17 protein-coding genes are annotated in these 18,071 nt (G+C 55.2%); 15 read left to right on the top strand and 2 right to left on the bottom strand.

Translation table 11 applies throughout. The annotated features are described in order from the left end of the window. Positions 1-8: 8 nt before the first annotated feature. Both ligA and G0Q06_RS08635 read right to left on the bottom strand, forming a co-directional pair. On the bottom strand, positions 9-2,030 hold the full coding sequence (gene ligA / locus G0Q06_RS08640) for an NAD-dependent DNA ligase LigA (RefSeq protein WP_238710447.1): 2,022 nt from the start codon (positions 2,028-2,030) through the stop codon (positions 9-11). Continuing rightward, positions 2,027-2,503: a VanZ family protein gene (locus tag G0Q06_RS08635; protein ID WP_163964480.1), complete on the bottom strand. Its 477-nt coding sequence runs from the start codon at positions 2,501-2,503 to the stop codon at positions 2,027-2,029. Before G0Q06_RS08635 ends, ligA begins: the two co-directional genes overlap by 4 nt. Before the next feature lie 204 nt (positions 2,504-2,707). On the opposite strand from G0Q06_RS08635, the gene G0Q06_RS08630 reads away from it, so the two are divergent. The 15 genes from G0Q06_RS08630 (at position 2,708) to G0Q06_RS08560 (ending at position 18,070) form a co-directional block, all read left to right on the top strand. Next, positions 2,708-3,553, top strand: coding sequence for a phosphopantetheine-binding protein (locus G0Q06_RS08630; RefSeq protein WP_163964478.1), 846 nt, complete (start codon positions 2,708-2,710; stop codon positions 3,551-3,553). Between the two features lie 24 nt (positions 3,554-3,577). Then, positions 3,578-4,837 (top strand): beta-ketoacyl-[acyl-carrier-protein] synthase family protein, encoded by a 1,260-nt coding sequence (locus G0Q06_RS08625; RefSeq protein WP_163964476.1) that lies wholly within the window; start codon positions 3,578-3,580, stop codon positions 4,835-4,837. Next, positions 4,834-5,976, top strand: a complete 1,143-nt coding sequence (locus tag G0Q06_RS08620; RefSeq protein ID WP_163964474.1) for a glycosyltransferase — start codon at positions 4,834-4,836, stop codon at positions 5,974-5,976. Before G0Q06_RS08625 ends, G0Q06_RS08620 begins: the two co-directional genes overlap by 4 nt. A gap of 74 nt (positions 5,977-6,050) precedes the next feature. Next, positions 6,051-6,491: a type II secretion system major pseudopilin GspG gene (gene gspG, locus G0Q06_RS08615; protein ID WP_163964473.1), complete on the top strand. Its 441-nt coding sequence runs from the start codon at positions 6,051-6,053 to the stop codon at positions 6,489-6,491. Beyond that, a complete protein-coding gene (locus G0Q06_RS08610) occupies positions 6,424-6,990 on the top strand; it encodes a prepilin-type N-terminal cleavage/methylation domain-containing protein (RefSeq protein ID WP_163964471.1) in 567 nt (188 codons plus the stop codon). Before gspG ends, G0Q06_RS08610 begins: the two co-directional genes overlap by 68 nt. Next, positions 6,971-7,444, top strand: a complete 474-nt coding sequence (locus G0Q06_RS08605; protein WP_163964469.1) for a prepilin-type N-terminal cleavage/methylation domain-containing protein — start codon at positions 6,971-6,973, stop codon at positions 7,442-7,444. Before G0Q06_RS08610 ends, G0Q06_RS08605 begins: the two co-directional genes overlap by 20 nt. Positions 7,445-7,446: 2 nt before the next feature. Continuing rightward, positions 7,447-8,121, top strand: a complete 675-nt coding sequence (locus G0Q06_RS08600) for a pilus assembly FimT family protein (protein ID WP_163964467.1) — start codon at positions 7,447-7,449, stop codon at positions 8,119-8,121. Between the two features lies 1 nt (position 8,122). After that, positions 8,123-9,253, top strand: coding sequence for a type II secretion system minor pseudopilin (locus tag G0Q06_RS08595; RefSeq protein ID WP_163964464.1), 1,131 nt, complete (start codon positions 8,123-8,125; stop codon positions 9,251-9,253). Positions 9,254-9,300: 47 nt separating this feature from the next. Further along, complete coding sequence (locus G0Q06_RS08590) at positions 9,301-10,551, top strand: hypothetical protein (protein ID WP_163964462.1); 1,251 nt, start codon at positions 9,301-9,303, stop codon at positions 10,549-10,551. Positions 10,552-10,554: 3 nt separating this feature from the next. Then, positions 10,555-11,100, top strand: a complete 546-nt coding sequence (locus tag G0Q06_RS08585) for a hypothetical protein (protein ID WP_163964460.1) — start codon at positions 10,555-10,557, stop codon at positions 11,098-11,100. Positions 11,101-11,116: 16 nt separating this feature from the next. Continuing rightward, positions 11,117-13,333: a secretin N-terminal domain-containing protein gene (locus tag G0Q06_RS08580; RefSeq protein ID WP_238710440.1), complete on the top strand. Its 2,217-nt coding sequence runs from the start codon at positions 11,117-11,119 to the stop codon at positions 13,331-13,333. A 6-nt stretch (positions 13,334-13,339) separates the two neighbouring features. Next, positions 13,340-13,894 carry a hypothetical protein gene (locus G0Q06_RS08575; RefSeq protein WP_163964457.1) on the top strand — a complete coding sequence of 185 codons (555 nt, stop codon included), beginning with the start codon at positions 13,340-13,342 and terminating at the stop codon, positions 13,892-13,894. Between the two features lie 16 nt (positions 13,895-13,910). Then, positions 13,911-15,602: a GspE/PulE family protein gene (locus tag G0Q06_RS08570; RefSeq protein WP_163964454.1), complete on the top strand. Its 1,692-nt coding sequence runs from the start codon at positions 13,911-13,913 to the stop codon at positions 15,600-15,602. Positions 15,603-15,608: 6 nt separating this feature from the next. Then, on the top strand, positions 15,609-16,868 hold the full coding sequence (locus G0Q06_RS08565) for a type II secretion system F family protein (RefSeq protein WP_163964453.1): 1,260 nt from the start codon (positions 15,609-15,611) through the stop codon (positions 16,866-16,868). Between the two features lie 134 nt (positions 16,869-17,002). Then, on the top strand, positions 17,003-18,070 hold the full coding sequence (locus G0Q06_RS08560) for an aldose epimerase family protein (RefSeq protein WP_163964451.1): 1,068 nt from the start codon (positions 17,003-17,005) through the stop codon (positions 18,068-18,070). Position 18,071 lies beyond the last annotated feature (1 nt).

Below are 18,071 nucleotides of genomic sequence, written 5' to 3'. Positions count from 1 at the left end.
TGGACGGGTCAGGACCCGTCGGAAAGAATCGCCAGAAGGGCCTCCTGGTCGAGGATAGCGACATCAAGCTTGCGGGCCTTTTCGAGCTTGCTTCCGGCCTCCGCGCCAGCGACCAGAAAATCGGTTTTCCTGCTGACACTGCCAGTCACCTTACCGCCTGCCTTTTCGATTTTGGCCTTGGCCTCATCACGTGTCATGGATGGCAAAGTACCGGTCAGGACCAGGGTTTTTCCACTCAATGGACCCTCGTCATTATGTCTTTCCAGCGACGACTCCATTTTCAGACCGGCCTCTTGGAAGAGACGGCGGATCCGCTCCCGGTTGGCATCCTCATTGAAGTAGTCAACGAGGCTGTCGGCCATTTTGGGGCCAATGCCATCTATCGCGGCAAGGTCTTCCGTGGAGGCCTTTGTGAGCCGCTCCATTGTTCCAAACGTGGAGGCCAGCAACTTGGCCGCCTCGGCCCCGATCATGGGAATTCCCAGCCCGTGAATAACACGCCAGAGATCGGCTTCCCGACTGGTGGCAATCGCCGCGACCAGATTGTTGGCTGATTTTTCGGCAAACTTGTCCAAGCCAGCCAGCTCATCAGCCCCCAAGCCATAGAGATCTGCCACATCGCGAACAAGGCCGCGCTCAACCAACTGGCGCACAATTTCCTTCCCGAGGCCGTCAATGTCCATTGCCTGGCGACCAGCAAAGTGCTCGATCTGGCGCCGCAGGCGGACGGGATTGTCACTGGCGCGAAGTCGCCAGGCGGCTTGTCCGGGAACCCGCTCAGCCTCAAAACCCAGTTCGTCGAGGCGGCCCTTGAAATCAAACGGGCTGGAGTCCTTCTTGCGCTTCTCGGTGACGACCCGGACAACAGCAGGGATAATTTCCCCGGCTTTCTCCACGATCACGGTGTCCCCCTCGCGTACGTCCTTCCGGCGGATTTCATCCTCATTATGGAGAGTTGCGCGGCTGACGGTTGTGCCGGCAATTTCAACCGGCTCCAACTCGGCCACGGGGGTCAGGTTGCCCGTTCGTCCAATCTGGATCGTAATTTCCCGCAAAAGGGTCTCTGCCTGTTCAGCGGCAAATTTGTAACTGATAGCCCATCTCGGGGCCTTCGAAGTGGAACCTGCTTCCTGCTGCAGTGAGAGATCATCCAATTTCAGGACGGCACCGTCAGTTGGATAGGCAAATTCCAACCGCAAAGCATCGAGTTCCTCCACCGCTTTCCAGGCATTTTCAATTCCCTCCGCTTGCCAGACCCGCTCCACAGTGGGCAATCCCCATGCGGAGAACAGTTCATTGAATTCGTGCTGGTGGTGGAAGGTCATTCCCCGGATTTCCCCCACCCCATAGCAGACAATCTCCAATTTGCGCTGGGCGACCACGGCCGGATCCAGCTGCTTCAATGTCCCACTGGCGAGGTTTCGGGGATTCATGAAACGGGGCAGGTCACTGGCCTCACGTTCCTTGTTAATCCGCTTAAACTCCTTGCGGGTCATGTAAATCTCACCGCGAATCTCAATCAGGTCAGGAAAATCGTCTCCTTTCAGCCTGTCGGGAAGGCTGTGGATGGTCCGGACATTCTCCGTGACATCGTCCCCTTCCTCACCGTTACCGCGGGTCACCGCCTGCACAAAACGGCCTTTTTCGTACGTGAGGCTGATGGCCAGCCCATCAATCTTTGGCTCAACCAGGTAGACTGGCTGCAAACCGGGCAGCAGGCGCTTCAACCGGGTATCAAAATCAAAAAGTTCAGACTGGTTATAGGTGTTGTCGAGGGACTGCATCGGCACGCGGTGCCGGACGGTAATAAAACCCTTGCTGCGGTCGTCACCCACCTTCCGGGTCGGGCTTTCGGAACTGCTGAAGAGCGGATATTGGGCTTCCAGCTCCTCCAGCTCCTTGACCATCCGGTCAAATTCCTGATCAGAAATTTCCGGCTGGTTCTCTTTCCGGTAAAGGCGTTCATGCCGGGCAATTTCATTGCGCAGGCGCTCAATCTGCTGGCCGATGTCCTGGTCTTCAGACTTCATTTCGGACATTTTGTGGGCTTTGATTCGAAGCGCAAGAGCAGGAAGTGCCTGAAATCCAGTTCGAGGAAAGTTTGCCAAGGCCTGATGTAAAGATAGGAGGCTGCAAGGGCAAAAGCCCCGCAAGCGTCGGCAAGCAGATCCGCCCACTCAAAGTAGCGCTCAGGGTTGTGAAACTGGTGCAGCTCATCCAGAAACCCGAAAAGGGTGGTCAAGAAGGTGGCCAGCAGAAGGCGCCGCCCGGCTGGAAGTTGACTCGACAGACAACGACTCCAGGCAATACCCAGAAGCCCGAAGACGACAAAATGGCCCACCTTGTCTATTCCGACAAAGGACCAGGCGCCCACCTGCACGCCCGCAGTCCCCGAGAGGAGGGAAATACCGATCATCATGAATACGGGCACCCAGGCCCGGTGCATAATGGCATGGGCAAGAAGGCTCTCGGAAAAGGCTGTTGTTGGCTTGGTCAGGGGCAAAACTGTTCCACGATTGGATAAATAAAGGAAACAAAATTCCCAATCTGGCTGTTAAACTGATAAATTAGGGTATTGTTCCGATTACGAAGGCCATTCCTCCCACACAAATTCATTGTTTACAGATCATAAAGAGGGTTTTATCCCAATTAGACTAAAGAGGCATAATCCAGTTGGATAAAAGCCTATCGATTCAATCCAAATAAAATGGCGACAACCAAGCTAAATCAAGAGGAACTGCGCGAGTCCCTCAAACGCTGTCCTGAAAGTGCGATTGAAGCAGCACTGGAATTTAACGAAACCCGCAATCCAGATCTACTTCCGGCAATTGTCCTCGGTATTATCGAAAGATTCGTTGAGCCCGACGTCAGGCCGGTCATCCGGGAGGGCAAGGACCAGACCCGTCTGTTGGAGGACCTGGGTATTGATTCTCTCCTCATGGTCGAGATTGTCATTCTTGTTGAGGAGACCCTGAGTATCCAGATTGAAAACGAGGAACTGCGCAATCTGCGGACCTTGGGCGACATTAAAGGCTATCTGGATGCCAAGATCAAAGGCCTGCCCGTTCCGACGAACAAGAATATCTTCAATTTCGAGCAAGTGGTGGCAACCATGCCGCACCAAGCCCCTTTCCTCTTCCTGCAGGAGGCACGGATAAATGGGACGGAAGCTGATGGAAGTTACCACATTTCCGGCGAAGAAGTTTTTCTGGAAGGCCATTTCAAGGGGAATCCGGTCTTCCCGGCCTCGCTTATGCTGGAGGCCCTCGGCCAGTTGGCGGTCCTCTTCATGCTGAAGACCGACAGCGATGCCTTTGGTGGCCGGATCAAACCGGAATCAATCTATTTTGTCTCCTGCGATGGCGTACGCTGTCACAAGATGTGCAAGCCGCAGGACACCATGCAGATGAAAGTCGCCCTCAAGAAAGTGCATGCACCATTGGCCCAGTTTGAAGGCACAATTCTCTGTCAGGGAGCCCGTGTGGCCAAAGCTGAGGAAATTTCCCTGACCTTCGAGTTGGAGTCTTCCAACGAAGCTGGGGTCGAGCAGTAAAAACGGCCTGGGGGCCGCTTTGTCATGCGAAATGTTGTTGTCACCGGTTTAGGTCTTGTTACCTGTCTCGGTCACGACAAGGAAGCCGTGGGCAAACGGCTCAAGGAACTGAAGCACGGGTGCGTCGCCTATCAGCCGTTTGAGGCAGACGAGAAAATCCCGATTCATGTCGCGGCCCCGGTGCCGGGTTTTGACACAGCCTCAACAGATCCGGAGGACTGGACCTTTCCGGATGACATTCACTTCAGGCTGGAGCAGTTGAAAGGACTCTCGCCGAACGCCCTGTATGCCCACTTTGCCCTGAAGCGGGCGATCGGGGATGCCGGGCTCGAAAAGGGTGATTTATCCAATGAACGGACTGGCCTCTACACCGCTTCATCCGGTTCGGCGGCCATGACGCACTTTCATCTGGACCGCATGAAACGGTTTGGTCCACTCCGCTGCTCTCCCCTGGGGATTGTCGCCTCAATTGCCGGAACCCTGAATTTCAACTTGGCGGCGGCCTACAAGATTCGCGGATCGACGTGTGGTTTTGTCTCTGCCTGCGCCTCCAGCGGTCACGCATTGGGCTTTGCCCATGATGAAATAGCCCTCAACCGACAGGACCGCATGGTCGTGGTCGGGGCGGAAGACTTTACCCTGGACACCATCGTTCCCTTTGCCGGAATGCGTGTCTTGTCCGTGAATCCCGATCCGGATACGGCCTCCCGGCCATTCGACAAGAACAGGGATGGCTTTGTTGGGACAGGGGGTGCGGTTGCCCTCATCCTTGAAGAGGAATCCATCGCCCTTCGCCGGGGAGCACCAATTCTGGGGCGCTTCGCCGGTTGGGGACAAGCAACCGATGGTTATCACGTTGCCGCTTCCCATCCCGACGGGGAAGGCCTGGCCAACGCTATCCGTCTTGCCCTTGGTCAGGCCGGCTGGGACAAGGAAACTGTCGATTACATCAATGCCCATGCCACCTCCACCCTGGCCGGTGACATCTCCGAATGTCGCGCCTTGAAATCGGTCTTCGGGAGCTCTGGGGGGCCGGCGATCAGCAGTACCAAAGCACTCACAGGTCACGCACTCTCGCTTTCAAGCATCATGGAAGCGAGCTTCTGCCTGCTTGCAATGCAACAAGGCTTCACTCCAGGAAGCGCACATATCACGAGTCTGGATCCGGAAGCTCAGGGATTGAATATCCTTAGGGAATCACTGGATTCCGCACCTAAACGGCTGCTTTCCAATAGCAGTGGCTTTGGTGGTGTGAATGTGGTCCTCGCGATTGAGCAACCATGAGAACGCGGGTCCTTGTCCTCTCCTCGAGTACTGGCAGCGGCCACGACATGCGGGCCAAGGCCTTTGAGAATTGGGTCAAGCAACTGTACGGCGAGGCTGTTACTGTCCGCATTGAGCAGATCATTGAAAACGCCTCCCTGCTGGGGCGATTCGGGGTCTGGTTCTACAACCTGATCCACAAGTACTGCCCATTCCTCCACAACATCTATTTCTTCATTGTTGAGCTGTTCATCTTTTCCAACAGCCGGACCGTTTCATTTGGCGGAAAATACTACCGGAGCTTGTTGGAATCCTACCACCCGGACCTTGTCCTCAGTGTACACGATTCAACAAACCGTGGCTACTTCGAGGATGCCAGGAATGTTCTCGGTAATTCGGTCCGCTGTGTGACCTACTGCGGTGAATTTTCGGGCGGTTATGGATACAGCCGCAACTGGGTGAACCCGCGCGCGGATCACTTTATCGCCCGCACTCAGGATGCCCAGCAAACCGCTGTGAAGCTCGGCATGCCGGAGGAGCGGACAAGCATCTTCCACAAACTGCTTCCCCCGGAGGCATTTGAGAAGCGTCTCTCCGCCGGTGAAAGGATCTCACTACGCCAGCAGCTGGGTCTGGAACAGGACCGGTTCACCGTCTTCCTGGCCACCGGTGGATACGGTGCCAACCATCACCTGCGCTTTCTCAAGGAACTCCTGAAACAAGCTGACCGGGTCCAGGTCATAGCGGTCTGCGGCCGCAACAGGAAGATTTTGGACCGGGTCAGGAACTGGGCCAAGTCGAACCCCCAGCTGAAGATGCACATTGAAGGCTACAGTTCACGAATGTCACAGTTCCTCCAAATTTCAGATACCGTGATTACACGGGGCGGAGCCAACACGACCATGGAGGCCCTGCACTTTGGTTGCCCGGTTATTTATGATTCGCTGGGTGGTCTGATGCCGCAGGAGCGTTGCACAGTCCGCTATTTTCTAGAAAAGGAGGCCGCACGGATGCTCCGGCGCCCGGAAGACCTGGGCAATATCCTTCTCGAATGGATGCGCTCCAAGGACTCTTACCGGAAAATTCGTGAGCGGCTACAAGGGCTGCACAAGGAAGAGGATCCAAGAGATCTGATCCGCCTTATTCTGGAGGATGGATAAGACCTTTTCCAAAGGCTGCCATTCGGGTTTGCAACTTTACCAACCATCTATTGGTTAAACCTATGCACGGAAATATGAAGTTTGTTCCCAATAACCCTACTTCCCTCAAGAAATTGAAAGCCGGTTTTTCCCTTGTGGAGATGCTTATTGTGATCGCGCTCATTGCGATTGTCGGAACCCTTCTGATCGGACGGATCGGAAACTTGTTCGGCGGGGCACAAGAGGATGTCGCCAAGCAGTTTGTCGACAATGCCCTCAAGGCCCCTCTTCTCAAATATCGCATCGACACGGGTTCCTATCCGACGAATGAAGACGGCGGCCTGATGGCCTTGCTCAATCAGCCCTCTTCGAAACAGGGCAAATGGAAAGGTCCCTACATTGAAAAACTTCCTGAAGATCCATGGGGCAACGCTTACCAGTACAAGTACCCCGGAACAAAAAATACCGATGGCTACGATTTATGGTCCCTCGGTCCGGATGCACAATCTGAAGCGGACAATATTGGCAACTGGTAAGCCCGTGAGGCACGGGTTCACGCTCATTGAGTTGATAATTGTCATCGCCCTTGTCGCCCTCGTGGGTGGCCTGGTCGTGGTGAATGCGGAAGCCATCTTCCGCGGACTCGGCGAAGAACCGGTTGACCGGATCCTGCGCAAGGCCGTCAGGGAGGCCCGCTTTCAGGCGGCTTATCTGAAGGAGCCCGTGCAGTTGCGCTTCGACGAAGAGTCGGTCGCATTTCTACTGACCGGCGAGAGCGGGCAAACCCTCAAGGACTTTTCAACCGGTCTGGAAAGTTCTGCCAATGAGCTTGATGTTGAATTTGAACAACTGCTGCCTGAGGAGGGACTTAACCGTAATGCTTCCCCCGATACAGTGGAGATCGAAACCGTGACTTTTCGGCCCGACCGTTCTTCAACCCCTTTTCAGGTCATAATTGATCAGGATGGGCGGCCCTACACCCTACGTTTTGATCCTTTTTCAGACATCGTCATCGATGACTCACGCAATCCATAAAGAATCTTCCCATTCCGGGTTTTCCCTGATCGAGGCAGTCATCGCGATTGCCATCGCGGGCATTGCGTTTTTTATGCTCACGGAGACGTTCTTCAACGTCCTTCTCACACTGGAAAAGCTGGAGTCGGAATCGGATTACCAGAAGGATGTCCGTTTTGTCCGCAGCCAGATCATTCAGATTGCCGATCCTGATGAAGTTGAGGATGGCGGGGAAATTTCCACCCTGAATCTTGGTGAAGCTGAATGGTCGGCCGAGATTGAACCCACCGAAACGGTCGATCTTTTCCAGCTCCTGCTTGAGATTGAATTTGAAAATCCCGACGGGGAACCGATTCCCTATTCCGAGCGGCTTTACCTGCTTCGACCGACCTGGGGAGACTCCTTCGAGCGAAGCGCCTTGCTCGACGATATCCGTAGGAATATCGAGGACGAAGCGTTTGGGAGGGACTGGTAGCCATGAAAACACTACACCGCAGTAACCAGTCGGGACTCACCTTGATCGAGATGATCGTGACGATAGGGATCATCGCCACTTTCATGACGCTCCTCTCCTTTCACTTGTTTGCCCTCAGCAACCTCTGGCTTAACCGCACCGATGACGATTTCTTCGACCAGCATGTTGACGGTGTGGTGCTCTTCCTCAACAACGCCTTTGAGGCATCTGAAAGCACACCCGCTTCAGGCGACCAGGAGCAACAAATGCCGGTTGAATGGGCACGGCCACCGGGCTGGTCGGAATTCGATGATCCGCTTCTTCATTTCCGTCAGGCCGAGGCCCCTGCCCTCTTTGTGCGGGAAGGCAGGCCGCTGCCGGCCATCATGGCCTACATTCACTTTGAGGAGGACACCGGCCTTTCCATCCTCTGGTACTCTGCCTTCGATGCGGAGGAAATCGAGGAAGTACGGGATTTGAAACGAACACCTGTCTCCAGCTTTGTATCCAAAATTGAGTACGCTTATTATGAATTGGAGGACGATGAATGGGAGATTACCGAGCAACCCATTGAGGAAGATGACGACATTTTCCTTCTACCGAATTACCTTCGCCTGACCTTCAGTTATCCGGATGAAGACGACCGTATCCGGTCCATTTTCGTTCCCCAGAAATCCCTCGAGCTCCCCCTTTTCTAAAATGGCTTTTCATCCCACACAATTTGGCCAAAAAGGCGCTCCAAAGAACGGATCCATCACCGTTCTGGTTCTGGTATTTGTGGTTCTTCTGACGTTTATCGTTGTCGCCTTTCTCGAGGAAGCAACGAGCAAGATCAAATACTACGGGCTCTTTCATAACCGAGACGATCTTCGCGTGGATGCCTATTCCGCCCTGGAAATTTCCCTCGCCGTGATCAACCAGTACCGCGAGATCGAGGGTGCCCTCTGGGGCCCTGCCCAAGGTTGGTCCAACCCGCTCCAGCAGGTTGGCTTCACTCCCGCGCACGCCTCCTCCGTCTCGGTCTCCTTTGAGGATGAGAGCGCCAAACTGGGCCTCGAAAGCCTTGAATACGACGACCTGATCATCCTCTTCGATGTCATGGGCTTTGACCTCCCGGAAGCGCAGGCATTGGCCGATGGACTGATTGACTGGACCGACGAGGACGATGCCCGGCGACTGAACGGCTTTGACGGCGAAGATTACGAGGACATGGACCCGCCATACAAGCCAGCCAACTCCGCTATCGTCTCATGGGATGAATTTCGCCTGATCCAACCCTTTAATGAGCTCTTTTTCGATGAAGCGGGGAGCCCCACAAGCGACTGGGCCTCATTCAAAAATGCGGTCTCCCTTTATCACAGCGGCAAGACGAATATCAACCAGGCCTCGGGACTCGTCTTGGATTTTCTGGCTGAAAGCGGCTTCCTCGACCCCTATTCCCTCGCCGACTACAAAAATGGCATAGACGGGATTTCCGGGACTGAGGACGACCGGCTGATACGGAACCTCGAGGAGGCAGCCCTCGGCGAGACCAGCGACGTATCAACCGGGATTGAACTACTCCGCGTCAAGGTGAGGGCAAGCCGGGGCGATGCCCGATTTGACCTGGAAGCCCTTGTTTCCTGGTCCGGCTCAGATGCCGGGGCCGCTGATTCATCACAAAACCGGAATCAAGCGGAAACCAATTCCCCCGAAGAAGACGCCGCACCAGACTCGTCCGCGGCCCAGAGAAACCGGTCCCGCGGATCTGCGCGCACAGCGCCAGCTATCTCAGCGGAGCTGGGCTATCCGTTTCGCTTTATTCGTATCGTCGAGAATCGTAAATTTTGATCGACACCCTTTTTCACCAACCCGTTTAATAAGCCTTTAGGTCCAACATGAGCAATCTTCCGAACATAGCGTCCCGGTGGCTCTCCCAATTGAGGGACAAGCTACCCGAGAAACGCGTGGGCCTGGTCCCCGCGGACGCCTTCTTTACCCGGAAAGTGGATCTTCCCGGGGAGCTTTCATGGGAAGATAAGCGGGCCTTCATTGAGCTCTCGCTGGAAGGCAACGCCCCATTCCCGGTGGAACAGTTGGCATGGGGCTTTTTCCAGTCCGTCAATTCTCCCCATGCGTTTGTTTACGCGACCGCAAAGGCGCGCCTGAAACGGCTTGGATTCGAGGATATCGAGCAATATCTGCAGCTCTTTCCGGGCTTTATCAGCTTTTTCGGGGAAACAGTTTCGTCCCCGACAATCCGCTTTCTTTCCCAGAATGGAGTCATTTCCGCCCTCTATCTGGTTCCCGGCAACCCCGTTCCGGAAAAGGTCATTTCCCGAAAGGTGATGGGTGACCTGCTGACTGATGACAGCCTGCTGGAAGCCCGGGAGACGATGGCCGGGTCCATTAATGCTTCAGGCTATTCGCTGGAGGAGGGCCTCTGGCTCGGCGAGGGCTTTGATATTCTTTCAGATGATTCCCTTCTCTTCCGGCACCGGTTCTTGCAGCCGGAAGACCCGGGAAAGGTCGAGGAGCGCCTGCTCCCATTGTCTGAGGCTGAGTTATGGGCGGCCGACATCCGGGATGAAGCCTTTGCCAACACTGAGCGCATCGTCCGCCGTCGCAGCTCCTTTATCTGGAAAAGCCTCCGCGTGGCGGCTGTCACGGCGATCGTGCTCCTGTTTCTTCAGGTAGCCAACTTTGGCCTCTCCACTTTCAATATCTTCCGCGAGCGCACACTCCGCGAGCTGGAGCCGGGCGCTGTCCGCGTTGAAAACAAACTGACCCTTGCGCAGCGTCTCACCCAGTCCACCGAGGAGGATTTAAATCCTTTCCTGCTCATGGAGGCCATCAATCCGCTCCGGCCTGATTCGATCTATTTTGAGAAAGTCCGTTCGCGGGCCTTTGACAGCCTCGAAGTGGAAGGAAAGTCCTCGGAGGGCGTGACGCCCGTCAATGCGTTTGCCGATTCGATCAATCAGCTCGCCTTTGTTGATTCCGTGGAGAATAATTCGCAAACGCGCAACAACCAGACGAGCTTTGAACTGACGATAAGCTTTTCCTCGCTCCCGGAGGAGCCAGAGGGCGGATTTATCATTCCAGATGAAGACGAGGAAACACCGGAAACTGAGGAAGGAGGGGAATAAGCCATGTTGATTCGACAATTATATAACACCCTCTCCATTCGTGAGCGCTATCTTGTCGCGCTGATCATCTGGGTTGTTCTCCTGGTCTGGCTCCTTGGTATTATCGAGAGCTTCCGAACCACCTGGACCACATTTTCCCTGAACAGCCAACTCCTGGAATCATTTGAAAAAACCCTTGCCCAGTCTGAGGAAGCTCAGGTGCTGCTGGAAGCAGCCCGGCAGGGACTGGACGGCAACAAGACCTTTTCCGCAGCCCAGCTGGTCGGCCGGCTGGACTCAATTGCCCGGGAGAACGAAGTCTCCAGCTTTGATATCAGCACGCCTTCCACGCAGGAGTCACAACTGTTCAGTTTCCATAATGTCCGCCTGACCATCAAGCGCGGACGGGTCGCCGAGCTGATCCGCTTTGATCAGGCGGTGAAGACCCATTCTCCCTACATTGCACTGTCGGATTTCCAGATCTCCGCCAACAAGCGTGATCCACGCTTTCTCGATGCTGTTTTCGAACTGGTTTCCTTTGAATTGAAAGAAGAGGCTTTAAATGAGTAACCTATCCCATTCCTGCATGAAACGCTTAGCTGTGGCTACCCTCGCGATTGTGGTCGCACTTCCAGCATTGGCACAGGAAGAAAACGCGGGCCCTAAACCGTCTCCGCTCCTGAGCAATCCGGACTTTCTGCCACCACCGCCGCCGAATTTCACTCCGCCGCCTCCGCCGACGACCATCCCGACACGCCGGGTCCCTCCGGCACCGAAGGCACAGGTACAGACGTCGGCACAGGCACTGTCCGAGGATGTCCTTCTGCAACGACCGTCTCAAATCATCGAGACGGAAGATCCGCGAATGAAGGAAGTCGTCGGCCTGATCCGCATTCCGGAAATGGGCACCAACGAGGTCTTGGAGATGCTGGAGAATTTCACGGGCAAGCCCATCCTGCGCCAACAGACACTTCCCGCAGTCAAAATCACATTCTACAGCCAGGAGGCGCTGACCCGCGGTGAGGCCATCACGGCGATTGAGAGTTTGCTCTCCCTGAATGGCGTCGCCATCACCAATGTCGGCACGGCCTTTCTCAAGGCGGTCCCCAGCTCAATAGTCAATGCGCAGGTTCCCCGCGTCTGGGAAGGATCGACCCTCGATGCCATTCCCAGCCAGACCATTTATGAGAAGATTTTCGAGCTGGATTTCCTGACTCCTGAGGAAGCTTCCACGATCCTCCAGCCGCTCATGTCACAGGGAAGCCCGATCAGTTTTGCCAAGAGCAACTTCATCCTGATTACGGATGCCCTGATCAATCTCCAGCGGATTGAACGGCTCCTCCCCGTCCTCGACAAGCCGGCCGAATTGAAGACCAAGATGCTCTTCTTCGAATTGCAGAACATCGAGGCGCAGGATGTTGTCCGCCGGCTCCAGACAATCATCGCCGGACCACTCAAGCGCCAACTGGAGAATAATACTTCCGTCGAGGCGGACGAACGAACCAACCAGCTGCTCATCTTTACGCATCCTTCAAATGAGGAACTGGTGACCAGCCTCATTGAGCGGCTGGATATCAGCGTGGCTCCGAACACCGCGACAAAGGTGTATTCCATTCGCTATGCGGAAGCGACCGAGGTCGTCAGTATTATCGACCAGATTGTCAGCGGCCAGCGGGAGGTACGGATGGAAACCGGAAGCGGCAACGATGGCGCCGCGCAGGCAGCACGAGAACGCGCCTCGCAACTGCGGCAACTCAACCAGGCGGCCGCCAATGTACGGGCGGACGCTTCAAACCTGCAGTTCTCCAGTTTCCTGACCATTGTCCCGGACGAGCGGGCCAACACGATTGTCGCCAACGGCACCCACAGCGACCTCGAGTATCTCGAACAGCTGATTGGTGAAATCGATACATTGCTCGCCCAGGTACGCATCGAGGTCGTCATTGCCGAGGTCACACTGAGTGACGACGATACCCGCGGAATTGATTCCCTCGGATTCAGTTATTCCGGGACAGGATTTGATGTGGATTTGAATGACCCGACTTCAGAATCTCAATTCATTCCGGGTAACTTTTATGGAGTGACCTTTGGAGACGGTATTTCATGGGGACCGGATGAGGCCTTTTCCTTTGAAGTGATCCTTAACTCGATTGCTGAAAATGGTAATGCAAAGGTCCTCTCGGCACCGACCATTGTCACGACGCATAACAAGGAAGCAACAGTCTCTGTCGGGCAGGAACAACCGGTCATTACCGGAACCACCACCAGTGATTTATCATCCGGACTCAGCACACGTGAGCAGGTTCAATATCGTGATATCAAACTTGAGTTGAAAGTGACTCCGTTGATTGGCTCAGACGGGATTGTCCAGCTTGAGATTGAACAGCAGAACCAAAGCATTACCGGAACGGTGCTCGTCAACGGCAACCCACAGCCAATCATTGGGACAAGGACAGCCAACTCCTATGTCAGCGTAAAAGATCAGGGGCTGATCGCACTGGGTGGGTTGCAATCGCTGACCAGCCGCGAAACCAATTCCCGCATGGCGATCCTCGGGAAGTTGCCTCTCCTGGGCGACTTGTTCAGCCGGACCCAAACCGAAAGCGAACGTACCGAGCTGCTCATCTTTATTCGCCCGACAATCATTCGCAACGCTGAGGATGCCGACGAGGATGCCAACAGGCTGATCGATGGTATCGAGGGCCACAAGGAAGTGCGTGACTACTTGAAGGAAGGCACCTTCCGTGAACCGGACGAGGATACTCCCGAAGGGCACGAGGTCCCACGCCGCAACAAGCCGTGATCATTCATGCGTTTTCAATTTCCAGTTGGTTTCACTTTGATGACACTCCTGCTCTCCATTCCGGTCATGGCGGAGACGGAGAATACCTTGTCGCTGGTGTCCAATTCGCCCTTCCTGCCGCCGGGGTTCCAGCCACCGGGCACACCCGGTCAGCCGGCCACTCCGCCAGCCACATCCAACCAGTATGAATTCCGCGGTGTATACCAATTGAGCGGAACGTATTATTACAACCTGTACGATGTGCGCGAACGCAAGGGCTCATGGGTCACCAAGCAGGATGCCAATGAAAAGGATATGCGTATCCTGTCATTTGATCGCGAGTCGAATGAACTCGCTATCGACGTTGCCGGGAAAACCTTGAGTCTGGCCCTCGTTGAAACCTCTGACCGCACACTGCCGGTGCAAACTGCCCAGGCCACCGCTCAGCCTGCAGCAAAGGCTGCTACAACGCCGACCACCAAGCAACCCGTTCGCCGTCGTGTAATTCGGCCCACTTCGCGGGCCAGTCGCTCTAGCTCCCCCAACACTGCGAGACGGCGGGTAATCCGCCCTCCCCAATGACAAATTGATTTTAAACATGTCCTCCCAAAGCACCGACAGTTCCCTCTCTTTCCTCGGATTTCTCGAACCCGATCAACGGCAAATGCTTGAGGAGGCACCGCGCCAGAACCGCATTCCCCTCCTTGCCCAGCTCAAGCGCAAATCCGAGATGGAGGTCCTTGTGGATCTGGCCAAGGATTGCGACTTGGCCGTCCTGGAAGACTTTGAGGTTCCGGATGATGCTGCGGAGATTCTTCCCCTCCGCGTGATGCATGAATATCAATGCCTCCCGCTTCTGGGCGAACATGAGGATCCTCTTTTCCTGGAACTGGTCACGGTCTGGCCCCCCTCGGAAGAAATGACTGAATGGATCCTTGCGGTCAGCGGCAAGGAACCCAAATGGCATCTGGGGCCGGCAAATCGTATCAGTGATACCATTACACAACGCTACGGGGTCGGTGCGGATTCACTTAGTGAATCGGATATCGCCACCGAGGATTCCGGCCGACTGGAAGAAGCCGAGGAAGATGAAAACGCCGCCTTGATCCGCTTTGTGAACGAGGTCATCGCCAAGGCTGTTGACGACCGGGCAACGGATATTCATTTTGAGCCCCTCAAGGAGTCATTACAAATTCGCTACAGGATTGATGGTGAACTGGTCCCGATCCGCGTGCCGGATAATTTGATCCGATACCAGGGGGCGATCATCTCTCGTCTCAAGATCATGGCGAAACTCAACATTTCCGAGAAGCGCCGCCCGCAGGATGGACGTATTGTCTACAAGGCCAAGAATACCGAGCTGGACATCCGTATCTCCACAATGCCGACCATGTATGGCGAGAGCGTTTCATTGCGTCTTCTCAACCAGAAGAACCAGCCCCTTTCGATGGAAGAGCTGGGCATGCTCAAGAACGACCAGAACCGCATCAAGCGGGTCCTTGACCTGCCCTACGGCATCATCCTTGTCACCGGTCCGACAGGTTCCGGTAAGTCCACCTCACTCACGGCCTTTATCCGGCAGATTAATTCGCCCGGCCGGCGCATCATCACAGTCGAGGATCCGGTGGAATATGAGGTTGAAGGGGTTAACCAGACCCAGGTACACAGCGAAATTGGCTTCACCTTTGCCAGCGCGCTGCGGCATATCCTGCGTCAGGATCCGGATGTCATCATGGTCGGGGAAGTCCGGGATTCGGAAACCGCGGACATCGCCATCCGAGCAGCCCTGACGGGTCACCTTGTCCTCAGTACGCTCCACACGAATGACGCCCCCGGCGCGCTGACACGCCTCATCGACATGGAGATCGAGCCGTTCCTCATCGCCTCAGCCGTGGAAATGATTCTGGCCCAGCGGCTCGTTCGGCGACTCTGCGCGAAATGCGCACAACAGGGGAATTATACGGAGCACTATTTGCGTGAATGTCTCGACGCCCTCAATCTCGAGCCTACCCCGGAGCGGCTTGCCGCCAAGATCCTCGAGCCCATCGGCTGTGAGGCTTGCCGGGGACTTGGCTATCGGGGCCGTGTCGGCATCTTTGAGATATTGCGTGTGGACGATACAATCCACGAACTGATTGTCCAAAAGCTCTCCGCCGGTGAAATCCGGCAGGAGGCCCTCAAGCACGGGATGACAACCCTCCAGATGAGCGGCTGGGACCAGCTCGCCCTCGGACGGACCTCCCTCAACGAGATCATGCGCTACAGCACGGGCGAGGAAGACACCGAGTAATCCGATATGCCTCGTTTCTCATACAAAGCCATCGATGGAACCGGACGACAAGTCACGGGTGAAGCCGAGTCCTCGGACCGGAAGCGGCTTCTGCAGCAACTCTCCCAAAAGGGCCTGCGCCCCGTCTCGGTGGAATCACTCGGAGAAAAGGTTTCGACCGACGAAAGCATCGAGACAAGCGACTTTTTTAAAAACTCCGGTAAGCGCTCCCGCTTCCTCACCGTCAAGCGTTCCAAGAGTTCTATCTCGCTTGAATTTCTCAAGCGCTTGCTGGTCCTTCTATCCTCCGGCATGTCGCTCGGAGATGCGGTTAGCCTGCTCAGCCGCCGGCTGTCCGATCCACAGATGAAGGACCTCTGCGAGGCGATCTGGAAACGGCTCAGCGAGGGACAAACCCTTGCTTCCTCCATGCGGGCACACACGAATGTCTTTGCCCTCTCGACCATCCATCTGGTGGAAGCGGGTGAAGCCAGCGGAAACCTGATCGCCGTCCTTGAGCGAATTGTCGCCTACCTTGAGGAATCCCGTGATGTCCGGAAAAAACTGGTCAGTAATTTGACCTACCCCGCCTTCGTTCTCTCGACGGCGGTTGGCGTCGTGATCATCCTTCTGACGTTTCTCCTCCCGAAGATCCAGGACATGCTCGACCAGCTCGGAGGAGACCTTCCTCTCATTACACAAATCCTCATTGGTGGCTCGGAAGCAACAATCACCTTTGGACCGTTTGTCCTCGCAACAATCATCGCACTTGTCATCGGACTGCGACAATGGCGGCGCACCGCCTCAGGTGCCCGGAGAACAGATTACTGGCTCCTGCGCACGCCCATTATCGGCCGCATTTACCTGTATTCCAATATTTACGGAACGACCAACCTCATGTCGACGCTGCTCGGGAGCGGGGTCAACACAACGGAAACCCTCCGCCTTGTGGAACGGACGATTGCCAATGTCATCCTTCGAGGAAAGTTTTCCCTGGCACGGAAGCAAATCCAGGAAGGTGTCTCAATGGCGACCGCGATCCAACGGGTCCACTATATGCCGGATCTGGCCATGGACATCCTCACGGTGGGTGAAAACACCGGCAATATCGTCAATAGCCTGAATGATATCAACAAGGTTTACCGGGAAGAGCTGACCAAATCCCTCAATATTCTCACAACGGCCACCGTCGCGGTCGCCCTTGGGGGTGCCATCCTCCTCGTCGCTATTATCGCGATAAGCGTTGTATTTAGCGTCCTCAGCGTCGGACAGTCCCTCCAGCTGTAGCCGATTTGTTGGCCCCCGAAGGACGCCGGGCTAGCTTTTTGCTTTGCAGATTAGGAAATTGCGATTAGCGTAGCAACATCCATGCCGTAAGGCCCGCCTAACGGGCTATTGGGGATGGGTAAACTGTTCGAGCAATGACCAAGATCATCCACGAAGAAACGATAGGAAAACTGAAGCGCAAGGCCATCCGTGCCTACACGCTGGAAAACGAAAGTGGCTTGCGGGCCACTTTCCTGAACTATGGGGGAATCCTGGTCGAGTTGGAGGTCCCGGACAGTATCGGCATGCCAGATGATGTCACGCTTGGGCTCGATGCCGTGGAGGATTACGTCGAGAATAACCAGAATTACTTTGGAGCACTGGTCGGCCGCTACGCCAACCGCATTGCCCACGGTAAATTCAAGCTCGGACGCAAGACCATCACCCTTCCCTTGAATGAGGAACATGGCCACCTGCACGGCGGCCCGGAAGGGTTCTCCCACAAACTCTTCAAAGGAAGCGTCAAGGAGGGCAAGTACGGACAGGTATTGCTGCTTGAGTACACGAGTCCCGACGGCGAAATGGGGTATCCCGGCAATCTTGACCTGAAGGTGGAGATTTCCCTCACTCCGGAAAATGGACTGCGGTATGAATTCACCGCTACAACGGATGCCACAACAGTCGTCAATCTGACGATGCATCCTTACTTTAATCTCGCCGGTCAGGAATCCGGGAGCATCCGCCAGCACCTCGTCCAGATTGAGGCAGACAAATTCCTTCCCATCACCGATGACACCAGCACTCCAACCGGTGCCTTTGAATCGGTTAATGACGGTCCTTTCGATTTTCGCGAAGCAGAATCCCTGGATCATCGCCTGGACTCACCCAATCCACAGGTGGAAAAATGTGGTGGGTTTGACCACACTTTTGTTCTACGGGAAAACCGTGATTTCTCCGATCCGGTGGCCACCGTTACTGAGGAAGCCTCCGGTCGTAAAATGGAAGTCTATACTTCTGAACCGGGTGTCCAGTTCTACACGGCAAATGCCCTTGACGGTTCGCTGGCTGGCAAAAACGGCTTCTTCTACCCGAAACACGCCGGCTTCTGCCTCGAAACGCAACATTTCCCGGATTCCCCGAATTTTGAGGAGTTTCCCTCGACCGTCCTCAAGAAGGGGCAGACCTTCACTTCTTTCACGGAGTACCGGTTCTCCTCAATCTGAT

It is taken from the genome of Oceanipulchritudo coccoides, from assembly GCF_010500615.1.
Classification (GTDB): domain Bacteria; phylum Verrucomicrobiota; class Verrucomicrobiia; order Opitutales; family Oceanipulchritudinaceae; genus Oceanipulchritudo; species Oceanipulchritudo coccoides.
This window is presented reverse-complemented; position numbering and strand designations above follow the sequence as displayed.

Excerpts from the sequence above, each read along its gene's own strand:
- ligA (WP_238710447.1), bottom strand. The coding sequence starts at position 2,030 with ATGAAGTCTGAAGACCAGGACATCGGCCAGCAGATTGAGCGCCTGCGC.
- G0Q06_RS08630 (WP_163964478.1), top strand. The coding sequence starts at position 2,708 with ATGGCGACAACCAAGCTAAATCAAGAGGAACTGCGCGAGTCCCTCAAA.
- G0Q06_RS08625 (WP_163964476.1), top strand. The coding sequence starts at position 3,578 with ATGCGAAATGTTGTTGTCACCGGTTTAGGTCTTGTTACCTGTCTCGGT.
- G0Q06_RS08620 (WP_163964474.1), top strand. The coding sequence starts at position 4,834 with ATGAGAACGCGGGTCCTTGTCCTCTCCTCGAGTACTGGCAGCGGCCAC.
- gspG (WP_163964473.1), top strand. The coding sequence starts at position 6,051 with ATGAAGTTTGTTCCCAATAACCCTACTTCCCTCAAGAAATTGAAAGCC.
- G0Q06_RS08610 (WP_163964471.1), top strand. The coding sequence starts at position 6,424 with ATGGCTACGATTTATGGTCCCTCGGTCCGGATGCACAATCTGAAGCGG.
- G0Q06_RS08605 (WP_163964469.1), top strand. The coding sequence starts at position 6,971 with ATGACTCACGCAATCCATAAAGAATCTTCCCATTCCGGGTTTTCCCTG.
- G0Q06_RS08600 (WP_163964467.1), top strand. The coding sequence starts at position 7,447 with ATGAAAACACTACACCGCAGTAACCAGTCGGGACTCACCTTGATCGAG.
- G0Q06_RS08595 (WP_163964464.1), top strand. The coding sequence starts at position 8,123 with ATGGCTTTTCATCCCACACAATTTGGCCAAAAAGGCGCTCCAAAGAAC.
- G0Q06_RS08590 (WP_163964462.1), top strand. The coding sequence starts at position 9,301 with ATGAGCAATCTTCCGAACATAGCGTCCCGGTGGCTCTCCCAATTGAGG.
- G0Q06_RS08585 (WP_163964460.1), top strand. The coding sequence starts at position 10,555 with ATGTTGATTCGACAATTATATAACACCCTCTCCATTCGTGAGCGCTAT.
- G0Q06_RS08580 (WP_238710440.1), top strand. The coding sequence starts at position 11,117 with ATGAAACGCTTAGCTGTGGCTACCCTCGCGATTGTGGTCGCACTTCCA.
- G0Q06_RS08575 (WP_163964457.1), top strand. The coding sequence starts at position 13,340 with ATGCGTTTTCAATTTCCAGTTGGTTTCACTTTGATGACACTCCTGCTC.
- G0Q06_RS08570 (WP_163964454.1), top strand. The coding sequence starts at position 13,911 with ATGTCCTCCCAAAGCACCGACAGTTCCCTCTCTTTCCTCGGATTTCTC.
- G0Q06_RS08565 (WP_163964453.1), top strand. The coding sequence starts at position 15,609 with ATGCCTCGTTTCTCATACAAAGCCATCGATGGAACCGGACGACAAGTC.
- G0Q06_RS08560 (WP_163964451.1), top strand. The coding sequence starts at position 17,003 with ATGACCAAGATCATCCACGAAGAAACGATAGGAAAACTGAAGCGCAAG.